This window comes from Burkholderia sp. 8Y (genome assembly GCF_902506145.1).
GTDB lineage: Bacteria > Pseudomonadota > Gammaproteobacteria > Burkholderiales > Burkholderiaceae > Caballeronia.
In genome coordinates this window covers 1,292,681-1,309,487 of the sequence record NZ_LR733520.1, presented here as the reverse complement: position 1 = coordinate 1,309,487, position 16,807 = coordinate 1,292,681, and the positions used below count along the sequence as shown (strand labels likewise).

The window sequence follows — 16,807 nt, the reverse complement described above, 5'->3', positions numbered from 1 at the left end:
CGCAGCCGAAACCGCCATGTCAACGAGGGTTGCGCCTGATCCGGCGCCGTTCCGAGGCAATTTAGAAGTGGCCGTCGAAAAAAAACCCGCGGACTAAGCCGCGGGTTTTCCTTTTATGCCTTGAAACGCGTCAGTGCTTCACGACGTCGCCCGTGGCGGGCTGGTCTTTCTGCGCTTCCGCCGCGACCGGAGTTGCTTTCGCTTCCTCTTCCGGCAACGGCTCCGGCAGACGTTCCAGCGCCAGTTCCAGCACGCGATCGATCCAGCGTACCGGCACGATCTCGATGGCGTTCTTCACGTTGTCGGGAATGTCGGCCAGATCCTTCGTGTTTTCCTCCGGGATCAGCACGAGCTTGATGCCGCCGCGATGCGCCGCCAGCAGCTTCTCCTTCAACCCGCCGATCGGCAGCACTTCGCCGCGCAGCGTGATTTCGCCGGTCATCGCCACGTCCGCGCGCACCGGGATGCCGGTCAGCACGGACACGAGCGCCGTCGTCATCGCGATACCGGCGGACGGACCGTCCTTCGGTGTGGCGCCTTCGGGCACGTGGATGTGAATGTCCTTCTTCTCGAACGACTCATCCGTGATGCCCAGACGCCGCGAACGCGACCGCACAACCGAGCGCGCCGCCTCGACGGATTCCTTCATCACGTCGCCGAGCGAACCCGTGCGGATCACGCCGCCCTTGCCCGGCATGACCGCCGCTTCGATCGTGAGCAGATCGCCGCCGACTTCCGTCCACGCGAGTCCCGTCACCTGACCGATCTGGTTTTCCTTCGCGGCAAGACCGAAGTCGTACTTGCGCACGCCGAGGAACGTGTCGAGGTTGGAACCGTCGACCTTCACCGCGCCTTCCGCCTTCTTCAGCAGCAGCATCTTCACGACCTTGCGGCAGATCTTCGACACTTCACGCTCGAGCGAACGCACGCCCGCTTCCCGCGTGTAGTAGCGAATGATGTCGCGAATGGCTTGCTCCGCCACGTCGATCTCGCCTTCCTTCAGGCCGTTATTGCGCTTTTGCTTCGGCAACAGGTAACGCTGCGCGATGCTGACCTTCTCGTCCTCGGTGTAACCCGACAGGCGAATCACTTCCATCCGGTCGAGCAGCGGCGGCGGAATGTTCAGCGAATTGGACGTCGCGACGAACATCACGTCCGACAGGTCGAAGTCCACTTCGATGTAGTGGTCAGCGAACGTGTGGTTCTGTTCCGGGTCGAGCACTTCGAGCAGCGCGGAGGCCGGATCGCCGCGGAAATCCATGCCCATCTTGTCGACTTCATCGAGCAAAAAGAGCGGATTGCGCACGCCGACTTTCGCCAGGCTTTGCAGGATCTTGCCCGGCATGGAGCCGATATACGTGCGACGGTGGCCGCGAATCTCGGACTCGTCATGCACGCCGCCCAGCGCCATACGCACGAACTTGCGGTTCGTCGCGCGGGCGATGGACTGCCCGAGCGAGGTCTTGCCGACGCCCGGAGGCCCGACGAGGCACAGGATCGGCGCCTTCACCTTCTCGACGCGTTGCTGAACCGCGAGATATTCGAGAATGCGCTCCTTGACCTTTTCGAGGCCGAAGTGGTCTTCATCCAGCACGCGTTCCGCGTTCGAGAGGTCGTTGTTGACCTTGCTCTTCTTGCGCCACGGCAAGCCGATCAGCGTGTCGATGTAATTGCGCACGACGGTCGCTTCCGCCGACATCGGCGACATCAGCTTCAGCTTCTTAAGCTCGGCGTCGGCCTTCTTCTTGGCTTCCTTCGGCATGCGCGCGGCGGCGATGCGCTTCTCGAGTTCTTCGAGATCCGCGCCCTCTTCGCCTTCGCCCAGTTCCTTCTGGATGGCCTTGACCTGTTCGTTCAGGTAATACTCGCGCTGGCTCTTTTCCATCTGACGCTTGACGCGCCCACGGATGCGCTTCTCGACCTGAAGAATGTCGATTTCCGCTTCGAGCTGGGCGAGCAGGTGCTCCAGCCGCTCGATGACCGGGAACATCTCAAGAATGTGCTGCTTCTGGTCGAGCTTGAGCGGCAGATGCGCGGCGATGGTGTCCGCCAGGCGACCCGCCTCGTCGATGCCCGACAGCGAGGTCAGGATCTCAGGCGGAATCTTCTTGTTGAGCTTCACGTACTGATCGAACTGCGAGACGATCGCGCGGCGCAGGGCTTCCGTCTCGGCGCTGTCGGCGTGGTCCGGTTCGAGCGGCATCACGTCGCACGAGAACTGGGTTTCCTGCTCTTCGATGGAGAGCGTTTTCGCGCGCTGCAAGCCTTCGACGAGCACCTTCACGGTGCCGTCCGGCAGCTTCAGCATTTGCAGGATGTTGGCGACACATCCCACTTCGTACATGTCTTTTTCGGTCGGCTCGTCCTTCGCCGCCGTTTTCTGGGCGACGAGCATGATGTGCTTGCCGCCTTCCATCGCGGCTTCGAGTGCCTTGATCGACTTGGGCCGCCCAACGAAGAGCGGAATCACCATGTGCGGGAACACGACCACGTCGCGCAGCGGGAGCAGCGGCAGCGTGATGCGTTCCTGCGGGAGGAGTTGGGTTCCTGACATTTCATTTCCCCATTAATGGAATCGGTTCGTTCGTAAGTAAGGCCGTTAAGAGCTATTGCAAGCCTTTATCGGAAGGGAAAAGTCGGTAGTCCAAGTTCGTCAGTAACGTCCACAAGATAAACCGAAAAATAAAAACAAAGGCCGTTCACGTTGCCATGAACGGCCTCTCGCCGACACACAGCCCGATTTAATTCGATCCTGCTACTTTCGGCGCGTCTTCATAGATGAGCAACGGCTTGCCGTCGCCGTCGATGGTGTTGTCATCGACGATCACCTTGGAGACGCCCTTCATCGTCGGCAGTTCGTACATCACGTCGAGCAACGCCTGTTCCAGAATCGAGCGAAGCCCGCGCGCGCCGGTCTTGCGGCGAATCGCTTTCTGCGCGATGGCCTGAAGCGCGGCGGGACGAATCTCCAGTTCCACGCGCTCCATGGCGAAGAGCTTGTGATACTGCTTCACCAGCGCGTTCTTCGGCTCGATCAGAATCTTCACGAGCGCGGCTTCGTCCAGCTTGCCGAGCGTCGCCACGACGGGCAGGCGGCCGATCAGTTCCGGAATCAGGCCAAACTTGATCAGATCTTCCGGCTCGACTTCGCGCAGCACTTCGCCCGCGTCGCGATCTTGCTTGCTCTTCACGCTCGCGCCGAAACCGATGCCGGTCTTTTCCGTGCGGTCCGTAATGACCTTCTCCAGACCGTCGAACGCGCCGCCGCAGATAAACAGGATGTTGGTCGTGTCGACCTGGATGAAGTCCTGGTTCGGATGCTTGCGCCCGCCCTGCGGCGGCACCGATGCCATCGTGCCTTCGACCAGCTTCAGCAGCGCCTGCTGCACGCCCTCGCCCGACACGTCGCGCGTGATGGACGGGTTGTCCGACTTGCGGCTGATCTTGTCGATTTCATCGATATAGACGATGCCGCGCTGCGCCTTGTCGACTTCGTAGTTGCAGTTCTGCAGCAGCTTCTGAATGATGTTCTCGACGTCTTCGCCGACATAACCCGCTTCGGTGAGCGTGGTGGCGTCCGCGATCACGAACGGCACGTTCAGCATGCGGGCGAGCGTCTGCGCGAGCAGCGTCTTGCCCGAGCCGGTCGGCCCGATCAGCAGGATGTTGCTCTTCGACAGCTCGATGTCGTCTTTCTTGTCGAGGTGCTTGAGCCGCTTGTAATGGTTGTAGACGGCCACCGCGAGAATTTTCTTCGCGCGTTCCTGGCCGATGACGTACTGATTCAGGATGTCGCTGATTTCCTGCGGGCTTGGCAGGTCGGACTTGGTCAGCCCAGCCTCTTCCGCCGCGCCGGCCGCTTCATCGCGAATGATCTCGTTGCACAGATCGATACATTCATCGCAGATGAACACCGACGGGCCGGCAATGAGCTTCTTCACCTCATGCTGGCTCTTTCCGCAGAACGAGCAGTACAGCAGCTTCTCGCTGCTGGAACTTTTTTTGTCCGCCATAAGTGTGTAAGCCTCCGGACACTCTTGTTACATGATACGCCCTTCGATCCGGCCACGCAGATTCAGGCCTGCGCGCCTGCCACGAAGGGCGTTTTGGCGTTGCGCCGCATGCGCCATCCGCATTGCCCGGCTTTCGTTTCAAAGAGCCGGTGCGGCGCCGCTCCGGACGCCTTCAGGGACGCTTGTGCAGCACCTGGTCGACGATGCCGTAGGCTTGCGCGTCGTCGCCCGACATGAAATTGTCGCGATCCGTGTCGCGCGCGATGCGCTCGACCGGCTGACCCGTGTGATGCGACAGCAACTGGTTGAGACGTTCCTTCAGGTACAGAATTTCCCGCGCCTGAATTTCGATGTCCGACGCCTGGCCGCGTGCGCCGCCGAGCGGCTGGTGAATCATCACGCGGGCGTTGGGCAGCGCGACGCGTTTGCCCTTCGCGCCCGAAGCCAGCAGGAACGCGCCCATGCTGGCAGCAAGCCCCATGCACAGCGTGGAGACGTCCGGCTTCACGAACTGCATGGTGTCGTAGATCGCCATGCCGGCCGAAACCGATCCGCCCGGGCTGTTGATGTACAGACTGATGTCCTTGTCGGGATTCTCGCTTTCAAGGAACAGCAACTGGGCGACGACGAGATTCGCCGACTGGTCGTTGACCTCGCCGACGAGGAACACCACGCGCTCCTTCAGGAGCCGGGAGTAGATGTCATAGGCACGTTCGCCACGGCCGCTCGTTTCCACGACCATCGGGACGAGGCCGAGCGCCTGGGCTTCGAAGTCCCGCGGAGCGTGGGACGCCAACGTATCGAGCAATTCAGCGCGAAAGGTCATGCAATTTCCTTGTTCGGAATAGGGGTACTGAACGACGAAGGAACATCCATTAGAACGGCGTGTGCATGGACAACTTTAATGCAAAAAAGGCGTGCGGGCCGCCATCGACGACCCCGCACGCCCCTTGCCCACCGCGTCAGGCTTGCGCCGTTGCGCTGGCCAGTTCCTCGAAGCTGACTTCCTTGTCGGTCACCTTGGCCTTGCCGAGCACGAATTCGACGACGTTGCTTTCCACGACGTACGCTTCCATTTCAGCGAGGCGCTGCTGGTTCGAATAATACCAGCGGACGACTTCCTTCGGGTCTTCGTAGCTTTTCGCGAATTCGTCCACTTCAGCGCGGATCTGTTCGGGCTTCGCCTGCAGTTCGTTGGCCTTCACCAGTTCGGCCAGCACGAGGCCCAGCTTCACGCGGCGCTCGGCCTGCTCGGCGAACATTTCGGCCGGAATCGGCGCGTCGGCTGCGTTCGGCACGCCACGCTGCTGCAGGTCCTGACGGGCCATTTCCACGAGACGCTGCTGGTCCTGCTCGATCAGCGCCTTCGGCACGTCCAGCTCCGAAATCTTCAGAAGCGCATCCATGACCTGATTCTTCACGATCTGCTGCGTGCGGCGCTTGGCTTCGCGTTCCAGGTTGTCCTTGATCTCGGCACGCATCTTCGTGAGGTCGCCGTCTTCGATACCGAGCGACTTCGCGAATTCCGCGTCCACTGCGGGCATATGGGGCCATTCGATCTTTTTCACAGTGATCGCGAATTGCGCCGTCTTGCCCGCCACGTCCTTGCCGTGGTAGTCCTCGGGGAACTTCAGGTCGAATTCGCGCGTTTCGCCGACCTTCAGGCCGGTCGCCGCCTGCTCGAACTCGGGCAGCATGCGGCCTTCGCCCAGCACGAACGCGAAGTCCTGGGCACTGCCGCCTTCGAATTCCACGCCGTCCAGCTTGCCGACGAAGTCGAGCGTCACGCGGTCGCCGTTTTGCGCCGCCGTGTCCGCGCCGCCGTCGCCGTGCTCGCCGCCTTCGCCGCGCGCGTGGAAATGCACGCGCTGCTTGCGCAGGATTTCGAGCGTGCGGTCCACTTCGGCTTCCGAGATGGTGGTCACGGTGCGCTCGATCTCAGCGGTGGCGACGTCGCCCAGCTTCACTTCCGGGTACACCTCGAAGGTCGCGTCGAACGCGTAGGCGTCGGCAGCCGGCTCGGCCTTCGGCGCGAAGCTCGGCTGGCCCGCGACGCGCAGGTTTTCGGCGCGCGTGACATCGAAGAACTCCTTGCCGACCTTGTCGCTCAGCACTTCGGCCTCGACCTGGCCGGCGTACTGCTGCGTCACCATCTTGAGCGGCACCTTGCCCGGGCGGAAGCCCGGCATGCGCACGTTCTTGGCCAACTGACGGATGCGCGAATCCACTTCCTTCTGGATCGAGTCTTTCGGCAGGGAAATGGTCAGGCGGCGTTCGAGCTTGCCGAGGTTTTCAACTACGTTAGCCATGGCTTCAATCGTCCTAGAGTAATTCGGTGTTCGTTCGGTGGTCGGTTCTTCCGCGGTTCTAAAGGCGCGGGTCCGTTGAGCTTGCCGGCGCTCGCCACGCTGCGACGCCCGATTCACGAAAGCGCAACTGTCGCGCATTCCGAAGACGCTCGGACCGTCGCCGAGCAAGTCAGCCAACAGAGCCCAGCATTTTAGCAAACAAATGGCGCCGCCCTGTTCGCGGGAACAGGCATGCAGCGTTTCTCGGCGGTTTTGGCGGATTTAGGGCCCGGATACGGCGTAAATCCCCGTTTTCCGGACGGTCGCGCCCGCGCACAATTCCCGCTATCGCATCCGGGCTATTTTGCTGCTCGCGGCGCGCTGCTAAGCTTGCCGCGCGTCGTCGACCAATCCGGCGCGCGGCCTGTCCGGCGGCATCCTGCGCAAAGCCGGCGCGCCGCCGCCGCTTTCCGATGCCCTTTTCAAACAGAACATTCGAGACACCATGCCAAACGCCACGCCCGCTCCCGTCGTCGTCATCGCGCCCGATTCGTTCAAGGGATCGCTCTCCGCGGAAGGCGTCGCGAACGCCATCGCGGAAGGAATCAGGCGGGTTCGGCCCGACGCGGAGATTCGGATTCGCCCGATGGCCGATGGCGGCGAAGGCACGCTCGACGCGATGCTCGCGGCTGGCGGCGAGCGCCGCATGCTCAACGTGCGCGGCGCGGCGGCGGCACGGCGCGACGCCGCGACCGGACTGCTCGCAGACGGCAGCGCGATGATCGAGACGGCGGAGGTCGTCGGCATCACGGACCCGGACGGCATGGCCGTGCCCGTCACGGAACGCAGCACGCTCGGGATGGGCGAGGCGATTCGCGCGCTGCTCGACTCCGGCGCGCGCCGGTTCTTCGTCGCGCTTGGCGGCAGCAGCACGAACGACGGCGGCGCGGGGCTGCTCGTCGGGCTCGGCGTGAAGCTCTTCGATGCCGACGGCAACGAGCTGGAGCCGGTGCCCTCGGCGCTGGCGAAGATCGCGCGTGTCGATGCGTCGGGGCTCGATCCGCGCGTGAAGGAAGCGGAGTTCGTCGGCATGTCGGACGTGGACAATCCGCTTACCGGCGAGCACGGCGCGACCGCCGTCTTCGGGCCGCAGAAAGGCGTGACGCCGGAGCAGATCGCCACGGTTGATGCCGCCCTCGCCCATTTCGCGGACCGGATCGAACCGGCGATGGGCCTCGCAAAACGAAACGAACCGGGCGCGGGCGCGGCAGGCGGCCTCGGCTTCGCGCTGCACATGCTGGGCGCGCGCTTCGAAACCGGCGCGGAAGTCGTCGCGCGGGAAATCGGTCTGGATGCCGCGCTGGAAGGCGCGAACTGGCTTATCACGGGCGAAGGCCGCTCCGACGTGCAGACGCTGCACGGCAAGGCGCCGTTCATCGCCTGTAAGCACGCGCGGGCGGCGGGCGTGCCGGCGACGCTGCTTTCCGGCGCGGTCGATCCGGCGGCGCTGCCGCGCCTCTCCGAATACTTCAGCGGATGCTTCTCGCCCGCGCCCGGCCCAATTACGCTCGATGTCGCCATTCGCGACGCCACGCGTTTGCTTGCGAACGAAGCAGCGCAACTGACGCGCTTGAAGTTCGGCGTCGCGTGAGAAAGAGGTGGCGGGAGGTTCGCGCCTATGACCGCGCCGCGCTTCGCTCCCGATGATGCTCGATGTCGCCATCCGCGGCGTCGCACAAATGCGTCAGGTCTGCGCTTGCGCCCGTGCGCGAAACGTGATGCGGTCGAGGCACCAGACAGCGAGCATCGTCAGGCCCATCAGCGGAAAAACCGCGCCGACGAGCGCGAGGCCGGTGCGCCACGCACGCATCGGCGGGCGCTTAGCGGGCCGCGACGGTGCGCCGAGCGCGCGCGACGGACGCCGCTTAAGCCACATCACGAAGCCGGTCACGGAAAGCGCGGCCAGTCCTAGCGAGATCGCTGAACACACCAGCTGATTCGCGAGCCCAAAATATCGCCCCATGTGCAAGGACGTGCCATACGAGATGACGCGGGCGACTGTGCCGTACGTGCCATAGGAGATATCGGAGAGCACGCGTCCGCTGTACTGGTCGATATGCAGCGTGCGTTCCGCGCGCGGATCGGCGGGAAAATACGAGACCGTGTAGACGCCCGTCGGCGATGTGGGCTGCGCGATGCCGTAGTCGCTCGTCACGCCGTGTTTCGCGGCAAGCGCGATCACATCGTCGAGCGAAAGGCGCGACGGCGTCGCCGCGTCCGCGCTCTGGGGGACGTTCGTCGCGCCGACCGCCCACGGCGTCTGGTGCAGCGGAAGATCGTCCATTTTCATCGACATGCCGTGCATCGCGTGATCGACTGGCGCGCTCGAATGCACATGCGCCTCGCCCCATGCGCCTTTCGGATAGCCGAGCGATGCCGAAGTCGCCAGCGCCTTGAACTGCGTGCCCCACGACCCGGACCACGGCAATCCGCTCAGCACGAAAAAAAGCGCGCCGACGGCGAGCCAGAGACCGCCGACTGCGTGCAGATCGCGCCACCATGCGCGCCCTTTCAGCGTGAGACGCGGCAGCCATACGCCGCCCGCGCGACGGCTCGCCCCGCCCCACGGCCACCACAGCGCGACGCCCGTGCCGATCATCACGAGCGTCCAGCATCCGGCGAGTTCCATCGCGAGTTCGCCCGTCTTGCCGAGCATGAGCCCGCGATGCAGATTGCGAATCTGCTTCATCAGCCGATGCTCGACCGAGAGCGTGCCGAGCACCGCGCCGTTGTACGGATCGACATACACGCTTTCGCTTTCGCCCGAAGGCAGTCGGAACACGAACTCGGCGCTGCGCGTGCGACGCGTGTCGATCTGCGCGAGCGTCGGCACCGCGCCGCGCGGCTCGCTGGCGACGGCTTTCGCAAGAAGCGCATCGGTGGAAAGACGCGGGCCGTGTGTATCCGCGACGACCATGCGGTCGCGATACAGCATCGGCTCGATCTGCGGCTGAAAGCAATACAGCGTGCCGGTGATGGCGAGCACGACGAGCAGCGGCATCACGAAGAGGCCGGCGTAGAAGTGCCAGCGCCACAGCGTGCGGCGCTCGGCGATGGCGTCGCCTTCCGTCGAGGCCGGCGGGAATGGTTGTGCGTTCATTAGGTGCCCTGATGATTTGAATGATTGAGGATCAGATGCCGATGCGTCCTTCGACATAGAACGTGCGCCCCGCATACGGGTGAAACACGTAGTAGCGGCGATCGAACAGGTTGTCGACGCCCACGCCCAGCTCGCTGCGCTTCGTGGGCTTGTAGGTGAATCTGGCATCGACGACGGCGTACGTGCTCGTGCCGCCATACGTGTCGGGATTGACGTCCGTGTTGGTGAGCGTGTTGTACTGGCGCCCTGAATAGCGCACGGCGAGCGTCGCCGCGCTTTTCGCGTTCGCGCGATACGTCGCCACCGCGTTCGCTCGCCACAGCGGAATCCGATAGAAGTACTTGCCCACGGACGCCGGATTGCCGCTGTTCGCGAGGATCTTCGACTGCGTGTACGCGACGTTCGCCGCCAGATCGAGCCCGCGCAGCAACACGTCCTGCCCTTCGTAGCTCGCTTCGGCGCCGCGCGAACGCACCTTGTCGATGTTCTGAAAGTTCGTGACGTTCGGAATCACAGTCGTGTTGGTCTGGCTCAGGATCGTGTTCTTGACGTCATCCTGAAAGAGCGTGAAGCGGTACAGGTCGTTGCCGTGCGCCCATTCCGCGGTCAGCTCTTTCGAGAGATCGTCTTCCGGCCGCAGGTTCGGATTGCTATTGACGATCGACACCCCGTTAATTTGCCCCTGGAACAGCTCGCCGACAGTCGGAAATCGATACGCCCGCCCGATCGATGCGCGCAGCGTGAGGTCGTTCGTGGCGTCGAACGAGAGCGACGCCTTGGGCGACCAGTGACTCTGGCTGGCACCGCTGTATTGGAGCGATGTCGCGCCTACCGCCCGCGTGCCGTCGTAGGCGTTCCAATCCTCGTAACGCATGCCGTAGGTGAACGCCCAGCGCGGCAAAAAGCGCCACGCGTCCTGCGCGTAGACGGCTTGCGTGCGCGTGCGCCCGCCGAACGCATTGGCGAAGGAGACGCCCGCTCCATCGCGCCAGGCCGCCGTGTTCGAGGTGACGTTATCGAGAAAATAGTTGTCGTAGTGGTAGCCGAACGACAGCGCATGCGCGGCAAGTCCCGAGCGCGCCGTCGGCGTCCAGCTCGTGCGCAGGTCGAGCGACTTCCATCCGGATCCGGAGCCGTCGGTGAGCGTACCGGGGCCGTCGCCCGGCACGCCGGAATTCGCCGTGCGCGCGATGCTCTGCGTGATGTCGAAGTATGAAGCAACGGCCTCCGCGTTCCAGCCGGTGTCGTTGTGCGTGCGCAGCGAGAGGCCGTAGAGGACGTTCTCGCTCGATCCCATGCTCGGCGCGAACGTCGCGTCGGGAATGGCGTATTCGAAGCCGCCGATGTTCACGCGCCCGCTATAAATGGGATTGCCCGCTGCGTCGCGCAGGAAGGTCGTTGTATCGCTGTTGTACTTCTGGTGCCAGTAGCCGAGCGTGAAGCCCGCCTGCAGCGTGTTCGTGATGTCGTAGGCCAGCTTCACGCGCAACTGATCCTGAAAGGTGCGCTCGATGCCCTCGGCCGACGTGCCGAGCACCGCCGTGCGCGCGTTGTTCTGGTCGTTGTAGAAGAACGCGCCGGTCACGGGCCGGTCGGCCGCGGTGGCGGGCGTTTGCGACTGCGCGAGCGTGGCGAATTGCAGCGGCTGCCCCGTGTTCTCGAGATGATCGACGCCGATGAGAAAGGACAGCTTGCCGATGCGGTCGCCCACGGTCGCGGTCGTATTCGTGCCGTTGAAGCTCCGGTTGATGCCGAAGAGATCGAAGTGCTGCGTGAAAGCCTGCACCTTGGCGTCGGATTGAAACTGTGTCGGCATGCGCGTCGTGATCGCGACGGTCGCGCCGATCGAATTGCCCGGATAGAGCGCCGAATACGGCCCGTAGATGACGTCCGTGCGCGCGATGTCGTCGGCGAACACCATCGACCAGCGCGGCGCGAACGTGAACGTGTTGCCGAGAAAATTGCTGAGCAGCAGGCCGTCGGCGTACACCAGGCCGCGCGCCGTCTGCGCGTTGCTCGTGCCGCGCACGGCGATCGGCGCATTTACGTCGCCGATGAAACGCTTGCGCACGGCCATGTTGGGCGCGTACTTCAGCACGTCCTCGGGCGTGATCACGTTCCAGTACTGGGACTCGTCCGCGGTCACGGTGGAGACGCTCGCGGGCAAGTTCGGATCGAGCGGCGAGCGCGCGGGCGATGACTGCGCGGTCACTATCACCGGCGCGAGCGTGGTTTCGGCGTCGGACGCGGGCGATGCAGCGGCGACGACGGGCGTGGCGGACCACGCGGCATGAGCGAAGAACGACAGCGGCAATATGGCGTGCAAAAACGCGCGCGAAGACGCGGCGGCGCGCCGGCGCGAATGCCGTCGCGCTCGGGTGAGGAGCGTGAACATGGTGAGTTCCTGAACGAGCTGACGAGCGACCGCGCGCGTCGCCGGGCGCTCAGGCGCCGGGCGAACGTCGATGCGATCGGACGGGAAACGGCTTCAGGAAACGACGGGCGGCGCGCGCGGACACGCGGCATTGAAGGACTTCGTGCAGGCGGCGTCGACGGCCGCGATCGACGCCACACGCGTGACACGCTCGATCTGCGTGACCGAGTGCGCCGCCGTGGGAGCAACCGGCAGATGATGCGCGAGCAGCCCGCAATACGCGCAGGCGTCCAGATGGCCGGCGGTGTCATGATGGGCGGCGCGGGCGTCATGTAGGCCTACGTGTTCGTCGGTGTCCGCGTGCGAAGCGTGGTGAGATACGTGCCCACCGCCTGGCGCGAGAACGGTGGCGAGCGTATCGACGGTGCAGAGCGCGGCCTCGGGATCGAGCGCCTCGTTGCGCGCCGCGATGCTCTGGCTGATGACCGGCGCGACAATGGCGAGCCACATGGCGGCGATGCCGAGCCATGCGACGAAGCGATTGCGCGCGTTGCGAGTCATTGGGAAATGGGAGAGCGGATCGGAGAAGTTGACGGGAATTCTAGGCAGACGCCGCCCTCACCGCAACGTGCGCGCGCATATCGCGTGTATGGCGCGCGGCGTCATGTCGCGTCACCGGGCGACGATTGCCAAAGGCACGCAAATTCCCAGACATCGCCTGACGAATGCGTTAGAATGCGCGGCTTGGCACTGTGGACCGGTGCCGGACACGGGGATGTGTCAGTTGCGGCAGGGTTGAACCGCTGTCTCGCGAAGCCCCCCGTGCTGCGAGGATGGCGAAATTGGTAGACGCACCAGGTTTAGGTCCTGACGCCCGCAAGGGTGTGGGGGTTCGAGTCCCCCTCCTCGCACCACTTCAACACCGCTGATTCACAGCGGCTACAGCGCGATGTCGCTGAGTTCGACCATCATCACTTCGCCTTTCTCCTGCGATCGTCCCGCGAAATCCACGCCCGTCTGACTCATCAGTTTCCTGATCTCTTCCTGCACGCGATCGCTCGCACGCGCGGCGGCAATTGGCCGGTCGAGATTCGACAGCAACTGGCGCACGCTCGACGGCGGCAAGTGCACGAACACGTTGAGCGGATACGACAGCTTCGCGTTAGCACTACGCGCCGCCGTGATGTGCAGTCCGAGCGTCGGCGACACACTCATCTGTCGCGGGCATACCCGAAAGTCGAAGCCGAAGCCGGTCGCGACGCTTTTCACGAGCAGCGGCAGGCACTTGTCGCCGAACTGTCTGTTTTCCGTTTTGCTGAGCGGCATGGCTGCGGTCTCCGTTGGTCTCGCGTCGTTTTGCGTGTTTTGCGCAGTGTTGCGCGCGATGCTCGCGGTGTCGGTGGTTCGGCGCACATGCGAATGCAGCGCGCGGCGCTCCGGCTGCGAAGCATGCGCCGGGCGGATAAAATGAGCGCCCGCCGCGCTCGACTTGCGAAACCCGGGCCCAGCACAATCCATCCGCGTCTTCGTCATCCCACTCAAAGCCCCGTCCGTGAATTTCGACGACTATTGCCAGCAAAAGGCCGCCCCCGAAGGCTCCGGCACGTATTACGCGCTGCGCCGCGCCCCGGCTGCGCGTCAGCCGCTTCTCACCGCGCTCTACGCGCTCTATCGCGAGCTCGAGCAAACGGTGAAGGAGACGAGCGATCCGACCATCGGCCGCACCAAGCATGTGTGGTGGCAGAGCGAGCTGGAGCGGCTGTATCGCGGTCAGTCGACGCATCCGGTCACCAAGGCGCTGCAAGCCCATGCCGACGAAAGCGGCGTGCTGGACCAGGAAGGTCGCGCATCGCTCGCGATGCTCGTCGACGGTTTCGCGATGGACCTGGATCAGGCGCGCTATCTCGACTGGCCGGGCCTGCGGCGTTATCTGGACCAGACGGGCGGCGCGTTCGCGACCGCCGTCGCCCGAGCGAGCGCCCGACATCTAGCGGACGTGTCGCCGTGGGCCGCGCCGCTCGGCTCCGCGCTGCTGCTTGCCGAACGCGTGCAAGAGATTGGCGACGACGCGCGCAACGGCCGCGTCTACGTGCCCATCGACGAATTGCAGCGGTTCAATGTCACGGCGGCGGACATCATCAACCGCAAGTACAGCGACGCCTTCACCGACCTCATGCGCTTCCAGACCGAGCGCGCGCGCCGCTCGCTTGACGAAGCTGTTGCCGCGATTCCAGCCGCCGAGCGCGGCTCGCAGCGCGTGTTGCGGGCGCAGGCGGCGCTATCGCTCGCGCGCTTCGATGAAATCGAGCGCGAAGGGTTTCGGGTGCTGCACCAGCGCATCTCGCTCACGCCGATTCGCAAGCTGTGGATTACGTGGCGCACGCGGTGAGCACGCATATCGGGCGTGGATGATCGGCAGGGGCGCAAACGGTCGCGCGAGAACCGTGGCGCACGCGGTGAGCACGCATCTCTGACGCGGATGATGAGCAAAAGCGCAAACGCCACCGGAGAACGGTGACGCACGCGGTGAGCACGCGTCTCAGCGCGGATGATCGGCAGCATCGCAAGCGACCGCCCGAAAACCGCAGCTCACGCGCGGATAACCGGCAGCGCCTCGAACCGCCGCCCGAGAACCGCGGCACAGTCTACGGCCCAGCACGCATCGAGTACCGTGGCGCAGAGCCGTCTGAAATCGACGGCAGCCGCCAGCCCGCCCTCGCCGTCCAGCCGGTCCAGTCTCGGCGCCTCACCGAAAAGGCCGCCGCGCACCGCCCCGCCCAACATGAACTGCGGCGCGGCCGCGCCATGGTCGGTACCGCGCGTGTCGTTCTCGCGCGCCGATCTTCCGAACTCCGAACGAGTTGTCACGAGCGTGCTGCGCCAGTCACCCGTGGCGAGCAACGCGCTTCGCAGCGAAGCGACGCCATCAGCAAACTGCGCAAGCAGCGCCGCGTGACGCGCCGCCTGGTGCTCGTGCGTATCGAAACCTTCGAGCGTGAGCCGTATCACTGTGACGCCGCTTTGCGCGCGGTTGGCCGCGATGACGCGCGCCGCCGCCTCGCACGATGCAGTAAAAGACCGCGTATCGAAAGGCGTACTCGCCGGATGAATCAGAGCGGACCGCGACACAAGCACGCGCGCCAGCCACGCGTCACGACGATATTCGTTCGCATCCGACGCGGTATGCCAGATCTGCTGCGCGCGGTAATGCGAGCGGTTGGGCTCTGCGTAACCGACACCCTGCACGATCGCGCATTCGCCGGCATGCCACGCGGGCATCAGCTGTCGCAGCGACGGATGCAGGCCCGTGCGCGCGTCGATAGGCAGAGCGTCATGGCGGGAAATGGCGAGCGTGGGCCGCAGCGCGTGATAGCGGGCATCGGCAATGGGGATGACGGTGTTCAGGCCGTCGTTGCCGCCGTTGAAATCGATGAGAACGAGCGCCTTCATCGGACGACGCGCTTCCGAAGCCAAGCAAAAGGAAGCAGGCTGAATAGCGACGACGCTTGCGATCGACAGGAACTCACGTCTGTTCATCGCACTCGTCCCCGTGTGTGGATCAGCGTTTGTAGAGATCCCGCACGGCCTCTTCGATGTGCTGACGCAAGAGGCGCCGCTCGTCGGCGGTCATGACGGTGTGGCGCGGCGGGCGCGCGGGCGGTGTGTCGTCGACCTGCTGCACGGGTTGCAGCGCGGGGGACCGGGTGTCGCGATCGCGCTTGTTCGAGCCTTTGCTCGTGCGTTCCTGCGCACGAATCATGCGGCCGTCGAAGCGGCTGGCGGGCATATGGACGGAACGGTCAAACTCGTTGGACGACGGAGACGGCGCGAAGCGGGAAGATTGAGCATAGGCATGCTGTGCGCTCAGTACGGCGTACAGCGCACTTGCCACTAACGTCTTTGTGAGAATGCGCTCGGTGCGCACAGGTCCGCGCCGCCGCGCTCCCTTCATGTTGTTCCCTTCGTTGCTCGACAACCGGACAGCCTCGTTCTTTTCACGCGTCTCGCGCGGCCTGGTCGCGCCACGCAAGCCACTGGTCTAATGGAGTATCTACCGAATGGCGGGCTTAGGTAAAGCAGTGTACGCAGAGAACTTAAGACCCGTGCCACAGGCTCCGTAAATTTTGTAACTAACTGTTACACTCGCTTTTGTTACAAACTCGGCGTTTGACCAAACGCGCTAAGATGCCGCCATGGAAACCAAAAATCCTTCAAAAATACTGGTAGTCGACGACGATCCGCGCCTGCGCGATCTGCTTCGGCGTTATCTCGGCGAGCAGGGCTTCAACGTGTATGTCGCGGAAAACGCCCCGTCGATGAACAAGCTATGGGTGCGCGAGCGTTTCGACCTGCTCGTGCTCGACCTCATGCTTCCCGGCGAAGACGGCCTTTCCATCTGCCGGCGCCTGCGCGGCAGCAATGACCGCACGCCCATCATCATGCTCACGGCGAAGGGCGAGGACGTGGACCGCATCGTCGGCCTCGAAATGGGCGCGGACGACTATCTGCCGAAGCCGTTCAATCCGCGCGAACTCGTCGCGCGCATTCACGCGGTGCTGCGGCGTCAGACGCCGTCGGAACTGCCCGGCGCGCCCTCCGAAACCACGGAAGTCTTCGAGTTCGGCGAATTCGCGCTGAATCTGGCCACGCGCACGCTGACCAAGAACGGTCAGGAAATCCCGCTGACCACCGGCGAATTCTCGGTGCTCAAGGTGTTCGCGCGTCATCCGCGCCAGCCGCTTTCGCGCGAAAAGCTGATGGAACTCGCACGCGGCCGTGAATACGAAGTGTTCGACCGCAGTCTCGACGTGCAGATTTCGCGTCTGCGCAAGCTGATCGAGCCGGATCCGAGCAGCCCGCGCTTCATTCAGACGGTGTGGGGCCTCGGCTACGTCTTCATTCCCGACGGCGCGGCATAAGCATTCTGCGCCGCTCCGTCATACGCACTTCAAGCGAGTCCGATACGCTTTAT

The 16,807-nt window shown here is 64.0% G+C and carries 13 protein-coding genes and 1 tRNA gene; 4 read left to right on the top strand and 10 right to left on the bottom strand.

Features of this window, described 5'->3' with window-relative positions; genetic code table 11:
• Nucleotides 1-130 precede the first annotated feature (130 nt).
• From lon to tig, 4 genes are all read right to left on the bottom strand, one after another.
• Complete coding sequence (gene lon / locus GV035_RS16660; protein ID WP_159836124.1) at nt 131-2,554, bottom strand: endopeptidase La; 2,424 nt, start codon at nt 2,552-2,554, stop codon at nt 131-133.
• 187 nt (nt 2,555-2,741) lie between these two features.
• Nucleotides 2,742-4,013, bottom strand: coding sequence for an ATP-dependent Clp protease ATP-binding subunit ClpX (gene clpX / locus GV035_RS16655; protein ID WP_159836123.1), 1,272 nt, complete (start codon nt 4,011-4,013; stop codon nt 2,742-2,744).
• A gap of 172 nt (nt 4,014-4,185) precedes the next feature.
• Nucleotides 4,186-4,839 (bottom strand): ATP-dependent Clp endopeptidase proteolytic subunit ClpP, encoded by a 654-nt coding sequence (clpP, locus tag GV035_RS16650; protein WP_014191278.1) that lies wholly within the window; start codon nt 4,837-4,839, stop codon nt 4,186-4,188.
• A 136-nt stretch (nt 4,840-4,975) separates the two neighbouring features.
• Nucleotides 4,976-6,322 carry a trigger factor gene (gene tig, locus GV035_RS16645; RefSeq protein WP_159836122.1) on the bottom strand — a complete coding sequence of 449 codons (1,347 nt, stop codon included), beginning with the start codon at nt 6,320-6,322 and terminating at the stop codon, nt 4,976-4,978.
• 484 nt (nt 6,323-6,806) lie between these two features.
• Here tig and GV035_RS16640 point away from each other — a divergent pair, with 484 nt between their 5' ends.
• Nucleotides 6,807-7,952, top strand: coding sequence for a glycerate kinase (locus tag GV035_RS16640; RefSeq protein WP_159836121.1), 1,146 nt, complete (start codon nt 6,807-6,809; stop codon nt 7,950-7,952).
• A 93-nt stretch (nt 7,953-8,045) separates the two neighbouring features.
• On the opposite strand, the gene GV035_RS16635 is transcribed toward GV035_RS16640, so the two are convergent.
• The 3 genes from GV035_RS16635 to GV035_RS16625 all read right to left on the bottom strand — a co-directional run bounded on the left by GV035_RS16635 (nt 8,046) and on the right by GV035_RS16625 (nt 12,396).
• Nucleotides 8,046-9,461, bottom strand: a complete 1,416-nt coding sequence (locus GV035_RS16635; protein ID WP_159836120.1) for a PepSY-associated TM helix domain-containing protein — start codon at nt 9,459-9,461, stop codon at nt 8,046-8,048.
• Between the two features lie 31 nt (nt 9,462-9,492).
• Nucleotides 9,493-11,856 (bottom strand): TonB-dependent receptor, encoded by a 2,364-nt coding sequence (locus GV035_RS16630; protein WP_159836119.1) that lies wholly within the window; start codon nt 11,854-11,856, stop codon nt 9,493-9,495.
• Between the two features lie 93 nt (nt 11,857-11,949).
• Nucleotides 11,950-12,396: a DUF2946 family protein gene (locus tag GV035_RS16625; protein WP_159836118.1), complete on the bottom strand. Its 447-nt coding sequence runs from the start codon at nt 12,394-12,396 to the stop codon at nt 11,950-11,952.
• 266 nt (nt 12,397-12,662) lie between these two features.
• Between GV035_RS16625 and GV035_RS16620 the strand changes: the two genes are divergently transcribed.
• Nucleotides 12,663-12,749 (top strand) — tRNA-Leu (locus tag GV035_RS16620).
• A gap of 25 nt (nt 12,750-12,774) precedes the next feature.
• On the opposite strand, the gene GV035_RS16615 is transcribed toward GV035_RS16620, so the two are convergent.
• Nucleotides 12,775-13,161, bottom strand: coding sequence for a hypothetical protein (locus tag GV035_RS16615; RefSeq protein WP_159836117.1), 387 nt, complete (start codon nt 13,159-13,161; stop codon nt 12,775-12,777).
• Between the two features lie 226 nt (nt 13,162-13,387).
• Between GV035_RS16615 and GV035_RS16610 the strand changes: the two genes are divergently transcribed.
• Nucleotides 13,388-14,224: a squalene/phytoene synthase family protein gene (locus tag GV035_RS16610; RefSeq protein ID WP_159836116.1), complete on the top strand. Its 837-nt coding sequence runs from the start codon at nt 13,388-13,390 to the stop codon at nt 14,222-14,224.
• A gap of 200 nt (nt 14,225-14,424) precedes the next feature.
• Here GV035_RS16610 and GV035_RS16605 read toward each other — a convergent pair whose 3' ends face one another.
• Both GV035_RS16605 and GV035_RS16600 read right to left on the bottom strand, forming a co-directional pair.
• Nucleotides 14,425-15,285 carry a DUF1501 domain-containing protein gene (locus GV035_RS16605; protein ID WP_236572635.1) on the bottom strand — a complete coding sequence of 287 codons (861 nt, stop codon included), beginning with the start codon at nt 15,283-15,285 and terminating at the stop codon, nt 14,425-14,427.
• A 109-nt stretch (nt 15,286-15,394) separates the two neighbouring features.
• Nucleotides 15,395-15,787, bottom strand: a complete 393-nt coding sequence (locus GV035_RS16600; RefSeq protein WP_159837980.1) for a hypothetical protein — start codon at nt 15,785-15,787, stop codon at nt 15,395-15,397.
• 241 nt (nt 15,788-16,028) lie between these two features.
• On the opposite strand from GV035_RS16600, the gene ompR reads away from it, so the two are divergent.
• Nucleotides 16,029-16,754, top strand: coding sequence for an osmolarity response regulator transcription factor OmpR (ompR, locus tag GV035_RS16595; RefSeq protein WP_008349770.1), 726 nt, complete (start codon nt 16,029-16,031; stop codon nt 16,752-16,754).
• Nucleotides 16,755-16,807 lie beyond the last annotated feature (53 nt).